Origin of the sequence: Rhodobacter capsulatus (assembly GCF_052363185.1) — a bacterium.
GTDB lineage: Bacteria > Pseudomonadota > Alphaproteobacteria > Rhodobacterales > Rhodobacteraceae > Rhodobacter > Rhodobacter capsulatus_E.
The window spans coordinates 3606042-3622676 of record NZ_CP198955.1 but is presented as its reverse complement, the minus strand read 5'-3'; the positions used below and the strand labels follow the sequence as shown (position 1 = coordinate 3622676).

The 16635-nt window shown below is 64.4% G+C and carries 17 protein-coding genes and 2 pseudogenes; 13 read left to right on the top strand and 6 right to left on the bottom strand.

What is annotated here, in order from left to right:
• Positions 1–50: 50 nt before the first annotated feature.
• Together hemH and ACTTAG_RS17805 are read right to left on the bottom strand one after the other, a co-directional pair.
• Positions 51–1106, bottom strand: a complete 1056-nt coding sequence (hemH, locus tag ACTTAG_RS17810) for a ferrochelatase (protein WP_444463518.1) — start codon at positions 1104–1106, stop codon at positions 51–53.
• Positions 1107–1203: 97 nt separating this feature from the next.
• A complete protein-coding gene (locus ACTTAG_RS17805; RefSeq protein WP_444463517.1) occupies positions 1204–2019 on the bottom strand; it encodes a methyltransferase domain-containing protein in 816 nt (271 codons plus the stop codon).
• A gap of 34 nt (positions 2020–2053) precedes the next feature.
• Between ACTTAG_RS17805 and ACTTAG_RS17800 the strand changes: the two genes are divergently transcribed.
• Genes ACTTAG_RS17800 through ACTTAG_RS17785 form a run of 4 tightly spaced genes read left to right on the top strand, consistent with a single transcriptional unit; the run spans position 2054 to position 4348 of the window.
• A complete protein-coding gene (locus tag ACTTAG_RS17800) occupies positions 2054–2791 on the top strand; it encodes a ComF family protein (protein ID WP_444463516.1) in 738 nt (245 codons plus the stop codon).
• Between the two features lie 32 nt (positions 2792–2823).
• A complete protein-coding gene (grxC, locus tag ACTTAG_RS17795; RefSeq protein WP_444463515.1) occupies positions 2824–3081 on the top strand; it encodes a glutaredoxin 3 in 258 nt (85 codons plus the stop codon).
• A complete protein-coding gene (locus ACTTAG_RS17790) occupies positions 3081–3911 on the top strand; it encodes a carbon-nitrogen hydrolase family protein (RefSeq protein WP_444463514.1) in 831 nt (276 codons plus the stop codon). The genes grxC and ACTTAG_RS17790 overlap by 1 nt, the downstream gene beginning before the upstream one ends.
• Positions 3908–4348, top strand: a complete 441-nt coding sequence (locus ACTTAG_RS17785; protein WP_013065947.1) for a MarR family winged helix-turn-helix transcriptional regulator — start codon at positions 3908–3910, stop codon at positions 4346–4348. Before ACTTAG_RS17790 ends, ACTTAG_RS17785 begins: the two co-directional genes overlap by 4 nt.
• A gap of 217 nt (positions 4349–4565) precedes the next feature.
• Here the strand turns inward: ACTTAG_RS17785 and ACTTAG_RS17780 are convergent, their stop codons facing one another.
• The 3 genes from ACTTAG_RS17780 to ACTTAG_RS17770 form a co-directional block, all read right to left on the bottom strand.
• Complete coding sequence (locus ACTTAG_RS17780; protein WP_444463513.1) at positions 4566–5669, bottom strand: site-specific DNA-methyltransferase; 1104 nt, start codon at positions 5667–5669, stop codon at positions 4566–4568.
• A 122-nt stretch (positions 5670–5791) separates the two neighbouring features.
• Entirely contained in the window at positions 5792–6427 is a 636-nt protein-coding gene (locus tag ACTTAG_RS17775) for a ribonuclease HII (RefSeq protein WP_444463512.1), read from the bottom strand.
• A gap of 111 nt (positions 6428–6538) precedes the next feature.
• Positions 6539–6880: a hypothetical protein gene (locus tag ACTTAG_RS17770; protein WP_444463511.1), complete on the bottom strand. Its 342-nt coding sequence runs from the start codon at positions 6878–6880 to the stop codon at positions 6539–6541.
• Between the two features lie 173 nt (positions 6881–7053).
• Here ACTTAG_RS17770 and ACTTAG_RS17765 point away from each other — a divergent pair, with 173 nt between their 5' ends.
• The 6 genes and pseudogenes from ACTTAG_RS17765 to mog all read left to right on the top strand — a co-directional run bounded on the left by ACTTAG_RS17765 (position 7054) and on the right by mog (position 12358).
• Complete coding sequence (locus ACTTAG_RS17765) at positions 7054–7335, top strand: hypothetical protein (RefSeq protein WP_444463510.1); 282 nt, start codon at positions 7054–7056, stop codon at positions 7333–7335.
• Positions 7313–8012, top strand: a pseudogene (locus ACTTAG_RS17760) (hypothetical protein). The gene ACTTAG_RS17765 and the pseudogene ACTTAG_RS17760 overlap by 23 nt, the downstream one beginning before the upstream one ends.
• Before the next feature lie 87 nt (positions 8013–8099).
• A pseudogene (locus ACTTAG_RS17755) lies at positions 8100–9195 on the top strand (carboxynorspermidine decarboxylase).
• A 46-nt stretch (positions 9196–9241) separates the two neighbouring features.
• The gene (locus ACTTAG_RS17750; RefSeq protein ID WP_444463509.1) at positions 9242–10477 is read left to right on the top strand and encodes a saccharopine dehydrogenase family protein; all 1236 of its coding nucleotides are present in this window, start codon (positions 9242–9244) and stop codon (positions 10475–10477) included.
• 127 nt (positions 10478–10604) lie between these two features.
• Complete coding sequence (locus ACTTAG_RS17745; protein WP_444463508.1) at positions 10605–11834, top strand: argininosuccinate synthase; 1230 nt, start codon at positions 10605–10607, stop codon at positions 11832–11834.
• Positions 11831–12358, top strand: coding sequence for a molybdopterin adenylyltransferase (gene mog / locus ACTTAG_RS17740; protein WP_444463507.1), 528 nt, complete (start codon positions 11831–11833; stop codon positions 12356–12358). The genes ACTTAG_RS17745 and mog overlap by 4 nt, the downstream gene beginning before the upstream one ends.
• 143 nt (positions 12359–12501) lie before the next feature.
• Here mog and ubiG read toward each other — a convergent pair whose 3' ends face one another.
• On the bottom strand, positions 12502–13245 hold the full coding sequence (gene ubiG, locus ACTTAG_RS17735) for a bifunctional 2-polyprenyl-6-hydroxyphenol methylase/3-demethylubiquinol 3-O-methyltransferase UbiG (protein ID WP_444463506.1): 744 nt from the start codon (positions 13243–13245) through the stop codon (positions 12502–12504).
• Between the two features lie 70 nt (positions 13246–13315).
• On the opposite strand from ubiG, the gene pip reads away from it, so the two are divergent.
• The 3 genes from pip (at position 13316) to nusA (ending at position 16634) form a co-directional block, all read left to right on the top strand.
• Positions 13316–14287: a prolyl aminopeptidase gene (pip, locus tag ACTTAG_RS17730; protein WP_444463505.1), complete on the top strand. Its 972-nt coding sequence runs from the start codon at positions 13316–13318 to the stop codon at positions 14285–14287.
• Positions 14288–14423: 136 nt separating this feature from the next.
• Positions 14424–15020, top strand: a complete 597-nt coding sequence (gene rimP / locus ACTTAG_RS17725; protein ID WP_444463504.1) for a ribosome maturation factor RimP — start codon at positions 14424–14426, stop codon at positions 15018–15020.
• 3 nt (positions 15021–15023) lie between these two features.
• Positions 15024–16634: a transcription termination factor NusA gene (gene nusA, locus ACTTAG_RS17720; RefSeq protein WP_444463503.1), complete on the top strand. Its 1611-nt coding sequence runs from the start codon at positions 15024–15026 to the stop codon at positions 16632–16634.
• The last annotated feature ends 1 nt before the right edge of the window (position 16635 follow it).

Genomic DNA, 16635 nt, shown 5'->3' with positions numbered 1-16635 from the left:
CAAAGGGGGCCCGCGGCCCCCTTTTTCATGTCCGCTCAAGGCCGGGCGGATCAGTCGATCCAGCCCGCCAGATTCTCCTCGACCACTTCCAGAAGCGCCGCGATGTGCAGATCGTCGTCGTTCAGGCAGGGCACATAGGTGAAGCTTTCGCCGCCCGCATGCTCAAACGCCTCGCGGATCTCGCCGTTGATTTCCTCCAGCGTCTCGATGCAATCGGCGGAAAAGGCGGGGGAAATCACCGCGATGTTCTTCTTGCCCGCTTCCGCCAGCTGCACCACGTGCTCGACCGTATAGGGGCGCAGCCATTCCTCGGTGCCGAAGACGGATTGAAAGGTGGTGTCGATCGAATCCGGCCCCCAGCCCAGCCGCTCGCGCAACAGACGCGAGGTCTTCTGGCATTGGCAGTGATAGGGGTCGCCCTCGCGGTGATAGCGCTTGGGCATGCCGTGATAGGAGGCCACAAGCACATCGGGGCGGGTGTCGAGCGTCGCATAGACCCGCTCGACCGAACTGGCCAGCGCCTCGATATAGCTGGGCCTTGCGAAATATTCGGGCGCGGTGCGGGCGGCGGGCTGACGCTTCACCTCCATCAGCGCGCGAAAGAACTGGTCATTCGCCGTGGCCGAGGTGGCCCCCGCATATTGCGGATAAAGCGGCAGGAACAGGATGCGTTCGCAGCCCTGCGCCAGCATGTCATCGAGCACGTCGCGGGTCGAAGGATTGCCGTAGCGCATGCAGAAATCGACCACCACATTGCCCGCGCCATAGCGGCTCTCGACCGCGGCGCGCAGCTTGCGCACCTGATCGCGGGTGATCGTCATCAAGGGGCTTTCGTCGCGCTCCTCGTTCCAGATCGAGCGATAGTTGTTGCCCGAGGTGAAGGGCCGCTTCGACAGGATGATCAGCTGCAAAAGCGGCTGCCATTTCCAGATCGGATAGTCGATCACCCGCCGGTCGGACAGGAATTCGTTCAGATAGCGGCGCATCGACCAGTAGTCGGTGGCATCCGGGGTGCCAAGATTGGCCAGCAGCACGCCGACACGCGGCACCGGCACCGGCGGATGGTCGGCGGGGGCGTGCGGAAGGATGCGGTTGGCGATCGTCATGACTCGTCCTGTTGGCTGTCCGGTCCCGGAGGTATAGCTTTTTCATTTGGGGTCAATGAAAAGCTGAACAATATCCTTGTGCAATCTTTGCGCGACCTTACCCCTGCGACGTTTTGCCCAGAACCTCGGTCAGGGAACAGGCGGCCGAGCCCGGACGCAGCGGTTTTTGCTGGCTTTCATGCGGTTTCCAGCCGGTCAGCCAGACCATGTCGAAACTGGCGCGCACCCGTCCCTCGGCATCGGCGAAATGCTGCGCATACCGGGAGAGCGCCTGCAGCAGCACCGTGCGCGGGGTGAACTGCCGTCGCCGCGCGCCCAGCGCATTGGTTTCGCCCATCGCGCGCAGGTCGTGCAAAAGCTTCAGCGGATCGCCGTAGCTGACCTTGCGCAACACGCTGTCGGCCACCGGAAGCGCCAGCCCCGCGCGTTGCAAAAGCGCCCCCAGATCGCGGATCTCGCCCATCGGCAGGATGCGCGGCGAAAGCCCGCCGGTCACCTCCACCTCGGCCTCGGCCAGAACTGCGCGCAGCTCGGACAGGGTCTGGCCGCCGAACAGCACGGCGATGAACAACCCGTCAGGCCGCAGCGCCCGGGCGCATTGCACGATCTGGCCCACAGGATCTTCGGCCCAGTGCAGGCACATCGCATGAACGACCAGATCATGCGCCTCGGGCGTCAGATCCAGCACCTCGGCATCCGCCACGACTTTTGCCCCCGGCAGAATTTCCGCCCAGGGTTGCAAAAAAGGCGTCACCACAGCCGGGGATGTAAACGTTCTGTTAACCTCGTTCAGTCTCTCCTGCAATTCGACGGCGGCGTCGTCGTGCAGGAACAGCTCGGGCCCGAGGGTTCGGGCACGGGCACGGTGGCGCAACAGCGCGGTGCGGTCGGTCAGACGAGGGGCTTGGGTCATGGTCAGCACGAAAGATAGGGCGGTTCGGCCGCAGATGCCAGATGCGGTGCGCTCGGCGCTGCGGATGGCGCTGCATACGGTGTTTCCGCCGCGTTGCCTGTGTTGCGGCGAGGCGGTCAGCACCGATGACGGCCTGTGCGGCCCGTGCTGGCGCGAGACCAGCTTCATCTCGGGCACGGTCTGCGATTGCTGCGGCACGCCGCTGCCGGGCGAGGATCCGGGGCCGGTGCTCTGCGACGCCTGTCTGGCGCAGCCGCGGCCCTGGGCGCGGGGACGGGCGGCGTTTCTCTATGCGGGCACCGGGCGGAAACTGGTGCTGCAACTCAAACACGCGGACCGGCTGGATCTGGTGCCGCCGCTCGCCGCGATGCTGACGCGGGCGGCGCAGCCGATCCTGCGGCCGAAGATGCTGGTGGCGCCGGTGCCGCTGCACCGGCTGCGGCTGTTGCGGCGCAAATTCAACCAGTCGGCGATGCTGGCGCAGGCCCTGGCGCGAAGCCGGGGGCTGAGCTGCATCCCCGATCTGTTCGTGCGCACCCGGCCGACCGCCGCGATGGAGGGGATGACGCGGGTCGAACGCATGGCCAATCTGGCGGGGGCCATCGCGGTCGTGCCGAAGCATCGCGACCGGATCAAGGGCAGGCATCTGCTTTTGATCGACGATGTGCTGACCTCGGGTGCGACGCTGGAAGCCACGGCCGAGGCGGCTTTGGCGGCGGGCGCGGCCAAGGTTTCGGTCGCGGTGCTGGCCCGCGTTGCACGCGACGGCTGAAGCCCTTACCTTGGGGGCAAGAAGGAGCTTCCATGAAACGCGTCGAAATCTACACCACCCGCACCTGCCCCTATTGCCTGGCCGCCAAGGAGCTGCTGACCGCCAAGGGCGTCGCCTTCGAGGAGACCGATGTCGGCGCCGATCCGGCCTTGCGGGCCGCGATGCGCGACCGGGCGAACGGGCGCCATACCGTGCCGCAGATCTTCATCGGCGGCGTGCATGTCGGCGGCTGCGACGACCTGCATGCGCTCGATGCCGCGGGCAAGCTTGACCCGATGCTGGCGGAGTGATGCGCGCCGCTCTGGTCCAGCTGTCGGTGACGGATGATCCGGCGGCAAACCTGCCGGTGACGGTCGGTTTCATCCGGCAGGCGGCAGCTGCGGGGGCGGGCTTCGTTCTGACCCCCGAATGTACCAATCTTCTGTCTTCCGACCGCGCCTTGCAACGCGCGGTGCTGGCGCATGAGGAGGAAGATGCGACGCTTTCCGCCCTGCGCGCCGAGGCGGATCGTCTGGGGATCTGGCTGCTGATCGGCTCGCTCGGGCTGAAGACCCATGATCCCGATGGCCGCTTTGCCAACCGCTCTTTCCTGATCGGACCTGCCGGGCAGATCGTGGCGCGGTATGACAAGATCCACATGTTCGACGTCGATGTCAGCCCGACCGAACGCTATCGCGAATCCGAGGCCTACCGACCGGGCACGCGGGCCGTGCTGGCCGAGGCCGGTTTTGCGAAGCTGGGGATGGCGATCTGCTACGACCTGCGCTTTCCGCAGCTCTTCCGCAGGCTCTCGCAGGCCGGGGCCAATGTCCTGACCCTGCCCGCGGCCTTCAACGACACCACGGGGGCGGCGCATTGGGAAAGCCTGATCCGGGCGCGGGCGATCGAAAACACCTGTTTCGTGCTGGCGCCTGCGCAATGCGGCACCCATGCGGCGCATGCCGGAAAGCCGCGCCGGACGCATGGCCACAGCCTCGCCGTCGCCCCCTGGGGCGAGGTGCTGGCCGATGGCGGGACCGAACCGGGGGTGACGCTGGTCGATCTGGACCTTTCCCGCGTGGCCGAGGCCCGCGCCCGCGTGCCCTCGATCAGCCATGACCGCGGGTTTGACGGGCCATGAGCGATCCCACCGACCCGCTGGCCGCCGCGCTCTTCGCCGAGGTCTTCATGGCCGATCAGCTGGCGCGCAACGTGGTCAGCCGGGCACTGCCGAAGGGAATGGAAATCTCGCATTTCTCGGTGCTCAACCATCTGGCCCATATCGCCGAAGAACGCACCCCGGCGCAACTGGCCGCCACCTTTCACGTCACCCGCGGCGCGATGACCAACACGCTGTCGAAACTGGTCTGGGCCGGGCATGTGCATATCCGCCCCGACTGGGACGACGCGCGGCGCAAGTTCGTGGCGATCTCGCCCGCCGGGCGGCAGGCGCGGGATGCGGCGCTGGCCTCCTTCATGCCGGTGATTGCCGATGTGGTGCGCGACATCGGCGCCGACAAGGTCCGCGCGGCCTTGCCCGTGCTGCGCGAATTGCGGCTGCGGCTCGAGGAAAGCTGAAGCCGCGGAACGGGGGGGGCTTTCCGCCCCCCGCACCCCCCGAGCGTATTTGCGCCAAGAAGAAGCGAAGGGGGTTTCTTCTTGGCGCAAATACGCCCCTTTTTCTTGGTTCCAATACGCAAATTCAAAATCAAAAAAAGGCCCCGCCGAGCGAACGGCGGGGCAAGGTCGTGCCTTGGACGCATCGTCCAGACACCGGCGGTAACCGTTTGATCTTTCAGTTCATCTCGGCGCGGATCTGCTGGCGCAGAAGGTCGATCGGCACCATCTTGCCGTCGCGCTTGAAGTGCCAGTAGGTCCAGCCGTTGCAGCTGGGCGCGCCTTCCAGATGGGCCCCGACCTGATGGATCGAGCCCTTCACGTCATTGCCCACCAGCGTGCCATCGGCGCGGACCTTCGCCTTGAAGCGATTGCCGATGGAATAAAGCTCCTCGCCCGGGCGCAGCATGCCGCGTTCGACCAGCTGGCCAAAGGGCACGCGCGGCTCGGCGCGTTTCGAGCCGGTGATCTCCAGCGCCTCGCGGTCGAATTTGCGGACCTTGTCGATGCGCTTGCGGGCGGCCTCGCGATAGGCTTCCTCGCGTTCGATGCCGATGAAATCGCGGCCCAGCATCTTCGCCACCGCGCCCGTCGTGCCGGTGCCGAAGAACGGGTCCAGCACCACATCGCCCGCATTGGTCGTGCCCAGAATGATCCGGTGCAGCAGGCTTTCGGGCTTTTGCGTCGGATGCGCCTTGTCGCCCGCGTCATCCTTCAGCCGCTCGTTGCCGGTGCAGATCGGCAGCACCCAGTCCGAGCGCATCTGGATGCCCTCGTTCAGCGCCTTCAGCGCCTCGTAGTTGAAGGTGTATTTCGCGCCTTCGGATTTGCTGGCCCAGATCAGCGTCTCATGCGCATTGGTCAGCCGCTTGCCGCGGAAGTTCGGCATCGGGTTCGACTTGCGCCACACGACGTCGTTCAGGATCCAGAAGCCCTGGTTCTGCAACTCGGCGCCCAGACGGAAGACGTTGTGGTAAGACCCGATCACCCAGATCGCGCCATTGGGTTTCAGGATACGTTTCGCCGCCGCCAGCCAGTCGCGGGTGAAGCTGTCGTAGTGATCGAAGCTGCCGAACTGGTCCCAGGCGTCATCCACCGCATCGACCTTGGAATTGTCGGGCCGGTGCAGATCGCCGCGCAATTGCAGATTGTAGGGCGGGTCGGCAAAGATCAGATCGACGCTTGCCTCGGGCAAGCGGTTCATCACCTCGATGCAGTCGCCCGCAAGGATTTCATTGAGCGGAAGCGCCGCCGTGGGCTTCCGCGTCTCGGATTTGGTCATGTCTGCCTCATTCTGCCCGTTCGGGTCTTGCCCATCAGAGCTGCCCATCGGTCGCCAGCTTGTGCCGGTCTATGCCGACAAACATGAGTCAAACACGAATCGCCGTCAATTTCTTTTTTGAATCAACGGGTTACAGAAATGTCTTGGCACAAGATGTTGTGCACGGGCTTGAAGGAACGCCTATGAACGGGGGTGACCCCAAAATCTAGAAGCGCCTGCAGATGGTCCTTGGTCGGGTAGCCCGCGTTCCGTTCCCAGCCATAGCCCGGGTATTGTTGCGCCAAATCCACCATCAGCGCGTCGCGCACTTCCTTGGCCAGGATCGAGGCGGCGGCAATCGAGACCGACCGCGCATCGCCCTTGACGATCGCCTCGGCGGAGATCGTCAGCGCCTTCGGCAGCCTGTTGCCGTCGATCAGCACGTGATCGGGCGGGGTTTTCAGACCCTCGATGGCGCGGATCATCGCCAGATGGCTGGCCTGCAGGATGTTGAGCGCGTCGATTTCCGCGACGCTGGCATGGGCGACCGAGATCTCGGCCGTGGCGGTGATCTCGGCCACCAGCGCGGCGCGGCGCTTGGCAGACAGCTTCTTCGAATCGTTCAGCCCTGCCGGGATGCGCGTCAGATCCAGCACGACGGCGGCGGCGGTGACCGGGCCGCACAAGGGGCCGCGGCCGACCTCATCGACGCCGGCGATGCGGGTGAAGCCGCGGGCAAGGGCGGCCTGTTCGAAACTGCTGTCGGGGGCGGTGCTCATGCCCCCGATGTGCCGTGGGCCGCGGCGGGGCGCAATCAAAAAGGCGCGGGGGAGGGTGCCCCGCGCCAGTCGGTTCCGGCCTCTTGCGTCCGGTTGCCCGGGCCGCGCGCCTCAGCGGCGATAGCCCCGGTTGTTGCAGCCGGGCGACATCACCTCGACGCGGCGGCCGAAACGGTCGTGATGCACCCGGATCACGCAGGCCTCGGCGCGGCGGTGATGGCCGTAATAGCCATGCGGCGGCTGCGGCGGGCGGTAGCGCGGCGGGGGCGGCGGCGGGCGGTGGTCGTTGCCGGCATCGGCGATGGCGGCCAGCACCCCCAGCCCGACGATCAGGCCAAGCGCGGCCCGGTCGCGGTCGTTCATCGCGCTGGCGGGGGTGGCAGAGAGGCCCGTCACCGCCACGGCGGCAGCAAGCGCGGCGGCGATCAGGCGGGGGAAGGCGAAGGCGGTCATGGCAGCGATCCTTTCGATGCGGGCCCGGGTTGCGGTGGGCGTCGCGGTTTGCCTGATCCGACCATGGGGATTGCCCCCGCCGCAGCGCAATATCAGCCCCGTGTTATCCGATATCAGCCGCGAAATGCCCTTTGGTTCTTGCATATCACGGCCTGCCCGGGCAGCCTGCGGCCATGATGAAAACCGCCCTTCTTGCCCTGCTTCTTCTGGCCGCCGCCCCCGCGCAGGCGCAATGTTTCGCCTCGTGGAAGGCGAAACAGGACGCGCCCCTGCGGCTGATCTATGGCGTGTCGGAGCTGCCCGATGCCGCCTGTTCCAAGAAAGCCGCCAAGGCGGAGCTGGCACCGCGGCTGGCGGCGGGCGGCTGGACGCTGCTGACGATTGTCTCGGTCTTCGGCCCCGAGGGCCTCGAACAAAGAAAGGCCAGTTCCGGTGCATTCTTCCTCCGTTACTGAGGGGCTGAAGACCGGCTCGCGGGCGCTGATCTGGGGGGTGGTGGCGATTGGCCTGGCCCTGTCGGCGGCGGCGGCCTTCCTGTTCCTGTCGCTGCCCGACAGCAACGCCTTTGATGCGCGGGTCGAGCAGATCTTCGTGCAAAACGACGTGCTGACGAACCCGACGCAGCTGCGGCTTCTGGAGGTGCTGGCGTCGTCGTCGAACACATTCGCCGACATGCTGCATTCCTATCGGGTGATCATCTTCATCCTGCTGGTCTTTGCCATGGTGCTGATGGTGGCGGCGCTGGTGCTTCTGGTCGTCATCGTCGGGCTGAACCGGCGGATGAGTGCGATTCAGCGCGCGGGGATCGAGGTGCAAAGCTTGCGCATCCTGCGGGCCGAAAATGCGGTGATGCTGAACGACATGGTCTTCACCCTGACGCCCGCGGCCATCGAGACCTTGGCCGTTCTGGCCGAGGCGCGGATGGATGACGAATGGCTGACCGGGGCACGGATCGAATCGGTGATCTCGGGTCGGCCCGAGCCCGATTGCGAGGAAGCGGCGGGGGGCCACCCGGATCAAGCGGCTGCGCGATGCGCTTGGCAATGCGCTGGTGTCGGAGCTGCTTGTGAGAAATGTTTCACGAAAGGGTTACACGCTCGGCGTAGCGAAGGAGCGGCTGCGGGTCGATTGACCCCCATTTGTCCGTGCGGCGAATCCTGTTGCGCGGGGGGGGAGGGGGTCCTATATCGCGGCTTCACTTTCGCGCGGGGGGGCGCCCATGATTCCGACACCCTTCTACCTGATCGACGAGACGGCGCTTTTGCAGAACCTGCAAAAGATCGACCTTTTGCGCGAAGCCTCGGGCGCGAAGGCGCTTTTTGGCGCTGAAATGCTTTGCCACCTGGTCGGCTTTTGACATCATGCGCCCGCATATGGATGGCACGACCTCGTCTTCGCTGTTCGAATTGCGTCTGGGGCGCGAGAAATTCGGCAAGGAGACGCACGCCTATTCGGTGGCTTGGTCGGATCATGAGATCGACGAGGCTTGTTCCTATGCCGACAAGATCATCTTCAACTCGGTCGGTCAGCTGACCCGCTTTGCCGAACCCTCGCAGGGCATCAAGCGCGGGGTGCGGCTCAATCCGCGCTTCTCGACCTCTGGCTTCGATCTGGCCGATCCGGCGCGGCCGTTCTCGCGGCTGGGCGAATGGGACGTGACGAAGCTTCTGGGCGTTGCCGATCTGATCTCCGGCGTGATGATCCATTACAACTGCGAGAACCGCGATTTCGCGCTGTTTGATGAGCAGTTGGGCAGGATCGAGCGGGACTTCGCGCCGCTGCTGGAAAAGCTCGACTGGGTTTCGCTTGGCGGCGGCATCCATTTCACCGGCGAGGGCTATCCGCTGGAAGAGCTTGCGCAGCGGCTGAAAGCCTTTGCAGATCGCTTCGGCGTGCAGGTCTATCTGGAACCCGGGGAAGCCTCGATCACCAAATCGACGACGCTGGAGGTCACGGTTCTGGACCTTCTCGACAATGGCAAGCAACTGGCCATCGTCGACAGCAGCATCGAAGCGCATATGCTCGATCTGCTGATCTACCGCGAAAGCGCGAAGCTGCCGCAGGTGGGCGATCACGCCTATCAGATCTGCGGCAAGTCCTGCCTTGCGGGCGACATCTTCGGGGACGCGCGGTTTCCCGCACCCCTGAAAGTCGGCGACCGCATCTCCGTGGCCGATGCCGCGGGCTACACCATGGTGAAGAAGAACTGGTTCAACGGCGTCAACATGCCGTCGATCGCGATCAAGCGCGCTTCGGGCCAGATCGATCTGATCCGCGAATTCACCTACGAGGATTACCTCTCATCCCTGTCCTGAGGGGCTGATCGCCCCCTTCCCTGTCTCGTGAAAGGAGCCAGAAGAAGTGAAGAAGAACGTGCTTATCATCGGTGCCGGTGGCGTCGCGCAGGTGGTTGCCCACAAATGCGCGCAACACAACGACATTCTGGGTGACCTGCACATCGCATCGCGCACCACAGCGAAATGCGACGCCATCATCGCCTCGGTGCACGAGAAGAACGCGATGAAGGTGCAAGGCACGTTCACGGCGCATGCCGTCGATGCGATGGACACGGCGGCGGTGGCCGCGCTGATCCGTCAGACCGGGGCGCAGATCGTCATCAACGTCGGCTCGTCCTTCGTCAACATGACGGTTCTGCAGGCCTGCATCGAAACCGGCGTCGCCTATATGGACACGGCGATTCACGAAGACCCGAAGAAGATCTGCGAAACGCCGCCGTGGTATGGCAACTACGAATGGCAGCGGCGCGAGGCCTGCAAGGCCGCCGGTGTCACCGCGATTCTGGGCGTCGGCTTCGATCCGGGCGTGGTGAACGCCTATGCCCGTCTGGCCGAGGAAGAGTTCCTCGACACGATCGAGAGCATCGACATCGTCGACATCAACGCCGGCTCGCACGGGCGCTGGTTTGCGACGAATTTCGACCCCGAGATCAACTTCCGCGAATTCACCGGCACGGTCTATTCCTGGCAAAAGGGCGCCTGGCAGACGAACACCATGTTCGAAGTCGGCAAGGAATGGGATCTTCCGGTGGTTGGCACGCAAAAGGCCTATCTCACCGGCCATGACGAGGTGCATTCGCTCTCGGCCCGCTACCCGGGGGCGGATGTGCGCTTCTGGATGGGCTTTGGCGATCACTACATCAACGTCTTCACCGTGCTGAAGAATCTGGGCCTTTTGTCGGAAAAACCGGTCAAGACCGCCGAGGGGCTGGAGGTGATCCCGCTCAAGGTGGTGAAGGCCGTGCTCCCCGATCCGGCGAGCCTTGCGCCCGATTATGTGGGCAAGACCTGCATCGGTGACGTGATCCGCGGCACGAAGGACGGCAAACCGGCCGAGGTCTTCATTTATAACGTCGCCGACCACAAGGAAGCCTTTGAAGAGGTGGGAAGCCAGGGCATTTCCTACACCGCGGGCGTGCCGCCGGTCGCCGCTGCGATCCTGATCGCCAAGGGCATCTGGGATGTCGGTCAGATGGCCAATGTCGAAGAGCTGCCGCCGCGGCCCTTCCTCGAACTGCTGGGCGAGATGGGCCTGCCGAACCGGGTCATCGACGCCAGCGGGCAAGATCGCCCGATCTGAGCCCCCCGACCAGAGAGAAACGACCCCGGGCCGCATCGGTCCGGGGTTCTGCTTTCCCCCTTCGCCCCTTGAGATACGGGCGAAAACCCACTAGACCCGCGCGAAACCGCAGTTCCGGAGGCTCCTCATGTCTGCTCCCAAGAAAGTCGTGCTTGCCTATTCGGGCGGCCTTGACACCTCGATCATCCTCAAGTGGCTGCAGACCGAATACGGCTGCGAGGTCATCACCTTCACCGCCGATCTGGGGCAGGGCGAGGAGCTGGAACCGGCCCGCGCCAAGGCCGAGCTGATGGGGATCAAGCCCGAGAACATCCATATCGTCGACGTGCGCGAGGAATTCGTCCGCGACTTCGTCTTCCCGATGTTCCGGGCGAATGCGCTGTATGAGGGGCTTTATCTGCTTGGCACCTCGATTGCGCGGCCGCTGATTTCGAAACATCTGGTCGAGATCGCGCAGAAACACGGCGCCGATGCGGTGGCGCATGGCGCGACCGGCAAGGGCAACGATCAGGTGCGCTTCGAGCTGTCGGCGGCGGCGCTTGACCCGTCGATCCGGGTGATCGCGCCGTGGCGGCTGTGGGATCTGACCTCGCGCACGAAGCTTCTGGAATTCGCCGAGGCGAACCAGATCCCGATCGCGAAAGACAAGCGCGGCGAGGCGCCGTTCTCGGTCGATGCGAACCTTTTGCACACCTCGTCCGAAGGCCGCGTGCTGGAAGACCCGGCGCAGGAATTCCCGAACTATGTGCTGCAACGCGTCGTGCCGGTCGAAGAGGCCCCCGACACGCCCGAGATGGTCGAGATCACCTTCGAGCGCGGCGATGCCGTCGCGATCAATGGCGAGGCGATGTCGCCCGCGACGATCCTCGCCAAGCTGAACGATCTGGGCGGCAAACATGGCGTTGGCGTGCTCGATCTGGTGGAAAACCGCTTCGTCGGCATGAAGTCGCGCGGCGTCTATGAAACCCCCGGCGGCACGATCCTGCTGGAGGCACATCGCGGCATCGAGCAGATCACGCTGGATGCGGGCGCCGGTCACCTGAAGGACAGCATCATGCCGCGCTATGCGGAGCTGATCTACAACGGCTTCTGGTTCTCGCCCGAACGCGAGGCGCTGCAGGCGCTGATCGACAAGACGCAGGAGCATGTTTCGGGCACGGTTCGGGTCAAGCTTTACAAGGGCAAGGCCTCGACCGTCGCGCGCTGGTCGGACCACAGCCTCTACAGCGAAAAGCACGTCACCTTCGAGGAAGATGCGGGCGCCTACGATCAAAAAGACGCGGCGGGCTTCATTCGTCTGAACGCGCTGCGGCTGCGCCTGATTGCCACCCGCAACGCGCGCGTGGCGCAAAAATGACCGCCACGGTTGCCATCGTCACCGTTTCCGACCGCGCCAGCCGCGGGGAATACGAGGACAAGGGCGGACCGGGCTGCGAAGATTGGCTGAGGGGTGTCGTCACGACACCCCTTTCCATTTCCCGGGTGATCATCCCCGACGGGCGCGACAGCGTCGCCGACTGCCTGCGGGGATTGGTGGGGCAGGGGGTCGATCTGATCCTGGTCACCGGCGGCACCGGCCCCGCGCCGCGCGATGAAACGCCCGAGGGCGCGGCCGAGGTGATCGAAAAGGAACTGGCCGGTTTCGGCGAGGAAATGCGGCGGGCATCGCTGCTTGAGGTGCCGACGGCGATCCTGTCGCGGCAGACCGCGGGGATTGCAGGCAAGAGCCTGATCATCACGCTCCCGGGCAATCCGCGCGCGATTGCGACCTGTCTGAACGCAGTCTTTGCGGCAGTGCCCTATTGCCTCGATCTGATCGGCGCCGGGCATATCGACACCGATCCGGCGAAGATAGCGACCTTCCGTCCGAAGACGAAGTAAGAAGGGGGCGCTGCCCCCTCTGGCTTCGCCATTCACCCCCGGGATATTTGAACCAAGGTGAAAGGGGAACCGGCTCTGCTTTCACCTTGGCGCAAATATCCCGGGGGTCTGGGGGCGGAGCCCCCAGCCTTGCTGTTGCAGCCTTAGCGTTTCACGCAGGCGGCGGCGTAGTTCACGCTGAGGTCGCGCGACGAGAGCGACCAGCTCCAGCCCAAGGGGTTGAACACCATCCCCTTGCGGTCGATCGGATCGAGGCCCGCCTTGCGCATCAGCTCGTAAAGCTCGTCGGGCGTGACGAATTTCGACCAGTCATGCGTGCCGACGGGCAGCCAGCGCATCACCCGTTCCGCACCGAAAATCGCCATGACATAGCTTTTCGGATTGCGGTTCAGCGTCGACATGATCATCAGCCCGCCCGATTTCAGCAAGGCCGCGCAGGTGTCGGTGAAGCCCTGGGTGTCGGAGACATGTTCGATGATCTCCATCGCCAGCACGACATCGAAGCGCTCGCCCGCCGCGGCCAGATCCTCGGCGGCGCAGTTGCGATAGTCGATCGTCAGGCCGGATTGCTCGGCATGCAGCTGCGCCACCGGGATGTTCCGGGGCGCGGCGTCGGCGCCCACCACGGTCGCCCCCAGACGCGCCATCGGCTCGGCCAGAAGCCCTCCGCCGCAGCCGATATCCAGAAGCCGCAACCCCTCGAAGGGGCGGGGCGTGCGCAGATCCCGGCCGAACTGCGCCGCGATCTGGGTGGTGATGTAATCGAGACGGCAGGGATTGAGCATGTGCAGCGGCTTGAACTTGCCGTTCGGGTCCCACCACTCGGCCGCCATCGCCTCGAATTTCGCCACCTCGGCGGGATCGATCGTCTTCGTCGCGGTTTCCATGCGCTCCTCCGGCTCAACTTTTCGATGTCGCCCCATGGCGGGGGCGGTCGAGGCGTTATATAGTGCAGTCATGGACAAGAACGCAGGGCAAAAGCGCACGGCAAGCGCCTTTCTCTATCCGCCGGTCGAGCCTTTCGACCAGCGGATGATCGACGTGGGTTTCGGCCATCACATCTATGTCGAACAATCGGGCAATCCGCGCGGGCGACCGGTCGTCGTCTGTCACGGCGGGCCGGGGGGCGGCTGCAGCCCGGCGATGCGGCGCTATTTCGATCCGGCGCATTATCGCATCGTGCTCTTCGATCAGCGCGGCTGCGGGCTGTCGAAGCCGCATGCCTCGGTCGGGCACAACACCACCTGGGATCTGATCGCCGACATGGAACGGATCCGGACCGAGTTGGGCATTGCCGACTGGATCGTCTTTGGCGGCAGCTGGGGGGCGACGCTGAGCCTGCTTTACGCCCAGACCTATCCCGACCGGGTGCAGGCGCTGGTGCTGCGCGGCGTGTTCCTGGCGCTGAAATCCGAGCTTGACTGGTTCTATGGCGGCGGCGCGGGGCAGTTCTTCCCGGATCTGTGGACGCAGTTCATTGCGCCGATCCCCGAGGGCGAACGCGGCGACATGATCGCCGCCTATCACAAGCGGCTGTTCTCGGGGGACTATCTGCAGGAGGCCCGGTTTGCCCGCCATTGGGCGATGTGGGAAAATGCGCTCGCCTCGGTCGATTACGACGGTTTCCCGGGCGAATCGCCGCCCGATTACGCCCATGCCTTCGCGCGGCTGGAAAACCACTTCTTCATGAACCGCGCCTTTCTGGAAGTCGATGGTCAGATCCTGCGTGACCGGCATCTGATCGAACATATCCCCACCCATATCGTGCAGGGCCGGATGGACATGATCTGCCCGCCGGTCTCGGCCTGGCGGTTGGCGCATGGCTGGAAAAAGGCCGATCTGCGGCTTGTTCCCGCTGCGGGCCATGCGCTGAGCGAGCCAGGCATCACCGCCGCCCTGGTCGCGGTGATGGACCGGATGAAGGGCTGAGCCGAGAGAAAGCTTGCAACCGAAGGGCGGATAGCCTATATGCAGCTCAACAGCGGCGTTTCGGGGTCCAAACCTGAAACCCACCGGAACCATGTGACGGGCCGCTCGGGCCCGTTTTTTGTTTTCAGGGATCGGAATGACCGACCTTATCGCCAAGACCGGCATCGACCGGCGTCTTGCAGATATCATCGGCCCCACCATCGAGGGGCTGGGCTTCGAACTTGTCCGCATCCGCATGCAGGGCGGGCGGCATCCGCTTTTGCAGATCATGGCCGACCGCCCCGAGGGCGGGATCGACGTCGACGATTGCGCGGCGATCTCGACCGCGGTGTCTGCCGTCCTTGATGTCGAGGACCCGATCGAGGAAAAATACACGCTGGAAGTGTCGTCCCCCGGGATCGACCGTCCGCTGACCCGGATGAAGGATTTCGACGTCTGGGAAGGCTATGAAGCCCGGATCGAGACCGACGAACAGATCGACGGGCGCAAGCGCTTCAAGGGTATCCTGCGCGGCACCGAAGAAGATGAAGTGCTGATCGAGATTGAAAATCAGGGCGAACAGGTCGTGATCGGCCTCAAGTTCGACTGGCTTTCCGATGCGAAACTGATCCTGACCGACGAGCTGATCGCCGAGATGCTGCGCCAGCGCAAGGCCGCGGGCATCATCGACGAAGACCAGTTCGACGAGATCCAAACCGAAGACGACCAGACTTCCCCCGACGAGGAGACCTGAGAGATGGCAATCACCTCTGCCAACCAGCTCGAGCTTTTGCAGACCGCCGAGGCGGTGGCCCGCGAGAAGATGATCGACCCCGACCTGGTCATTCAGGCGATGGAAGACAGTCTCGCCCGGGCGGCGAAGTCACGCTATGGCGCCGAGATGGACATCCGCGTCAGCATCGACCGCAAGACCGGCCGGGCGCGGTTCACCCGCGTGCGCACCGTGGTGGAAGATGATGCCGTCGAGAATTATCAGGCCCAGCTGACCGTTGATCAGGCCAAGCAATACAAGACCAATCCGCAGATCGGCGACGAGATCGTGGACGAGGTGCCGCCGGTCGATCTGGGCCGGATCGCGGCGCAATCGGCGAAACAGGTGATCTTGCAAAAGGTCCGCGAGGCCGAGCGCGATCGTCAATATGACGAATTCAAGGACCGCAAGGGCACGATCCTCAACGGCGTCGTCAAGCGCGAGGAATATGGCAACATCATCGTCGACATCGGTCGCGGCGAGGCCATTCTGCGCCGCAACGAAAAGATCGGCCGCGAAAGCTATCGCCCGAACGACCGCATCCGCGCCTATGTGAAGGATGTGCGCCGTGAAACCCGCGGCCCGCAGGTCTTCCTGAGCCGCACCGATCCGCAGTTCATGGCGGAACTGTTCAAGATGGAAGTGCCGGAAATCTATGACGGCATCATCGAGATCAAGGCCGTGGCCCGTGATCCGGGCTCGCGCGCGAAGATCGCGGTGATTTCGAATGACAATTCGATCGACCCGGTCGGCGCCTGCGTCGGGATGCGCGGATCGCGCGTGCAGGCCGTCGTGGGCGAGCTGCAGGGCGAAAAGATCGACATCATTCCGTGGAATGCCGATGCGGCCACCTTCCTTGTGAACGCGCTGCAACCGGCCGAAGTGGCCAAGGTGGTGATCGACGAGGAAGCCGGCAAGATCGAAGTGGTGGTGCCCGATGAGCAGCTGAGCCTTGCCATCGGCCGTCGCGGGCAGAACGTGCGTCTGGCCAGCCAGCTGACCGGGCTCGACATCGACATCCTGACCGAGGCCGAGGAATCGTCCCGCCGTCAGGCCGAATTCGCCGAGCGCACCAAGCTCTTTGTCGATGCGCTGGATCTGGACGAATTCTTCGCCCAGCTGCTGGTCGCCGAAGGCTTCACCAATCTGGAAGAAGTCGCCTATGTCGATCTGGATGAACTCCTGTCGATCGAAGGCGTCGATGACGGCACCGCCGAGGAATTGCAGGCCCGCGCCCGCGACTATATCGAGGCGCAGAACGCCAAGGCGATCACCGCGGCCAAGGAGATGGGCGTCGAGGAGTCGCTGTTCAACTTTGACGGCCTGACCCCGCAGATGATCGAGGCGCTGGCCAAGGACGACGTCAAGACGCTGGAAGATTTCGCCACCTGCGCCGACTGGGAACTGGCGGGCGGCTGGACCACGGTGAACGGCGCCCGCGTCAAGGACGAAGGCATTCTCGAGAAATTCGGGATGAGCCTGGAAGATGCGCAGAAGCTGATCATGACGGCGCGGATCCAGCTGGGCTGGGTCGATCCTTCTGAGCTTGAGGCCGAAGACGCAAGCGCAGACGACGAAGACGAAACCGAGGAATGAG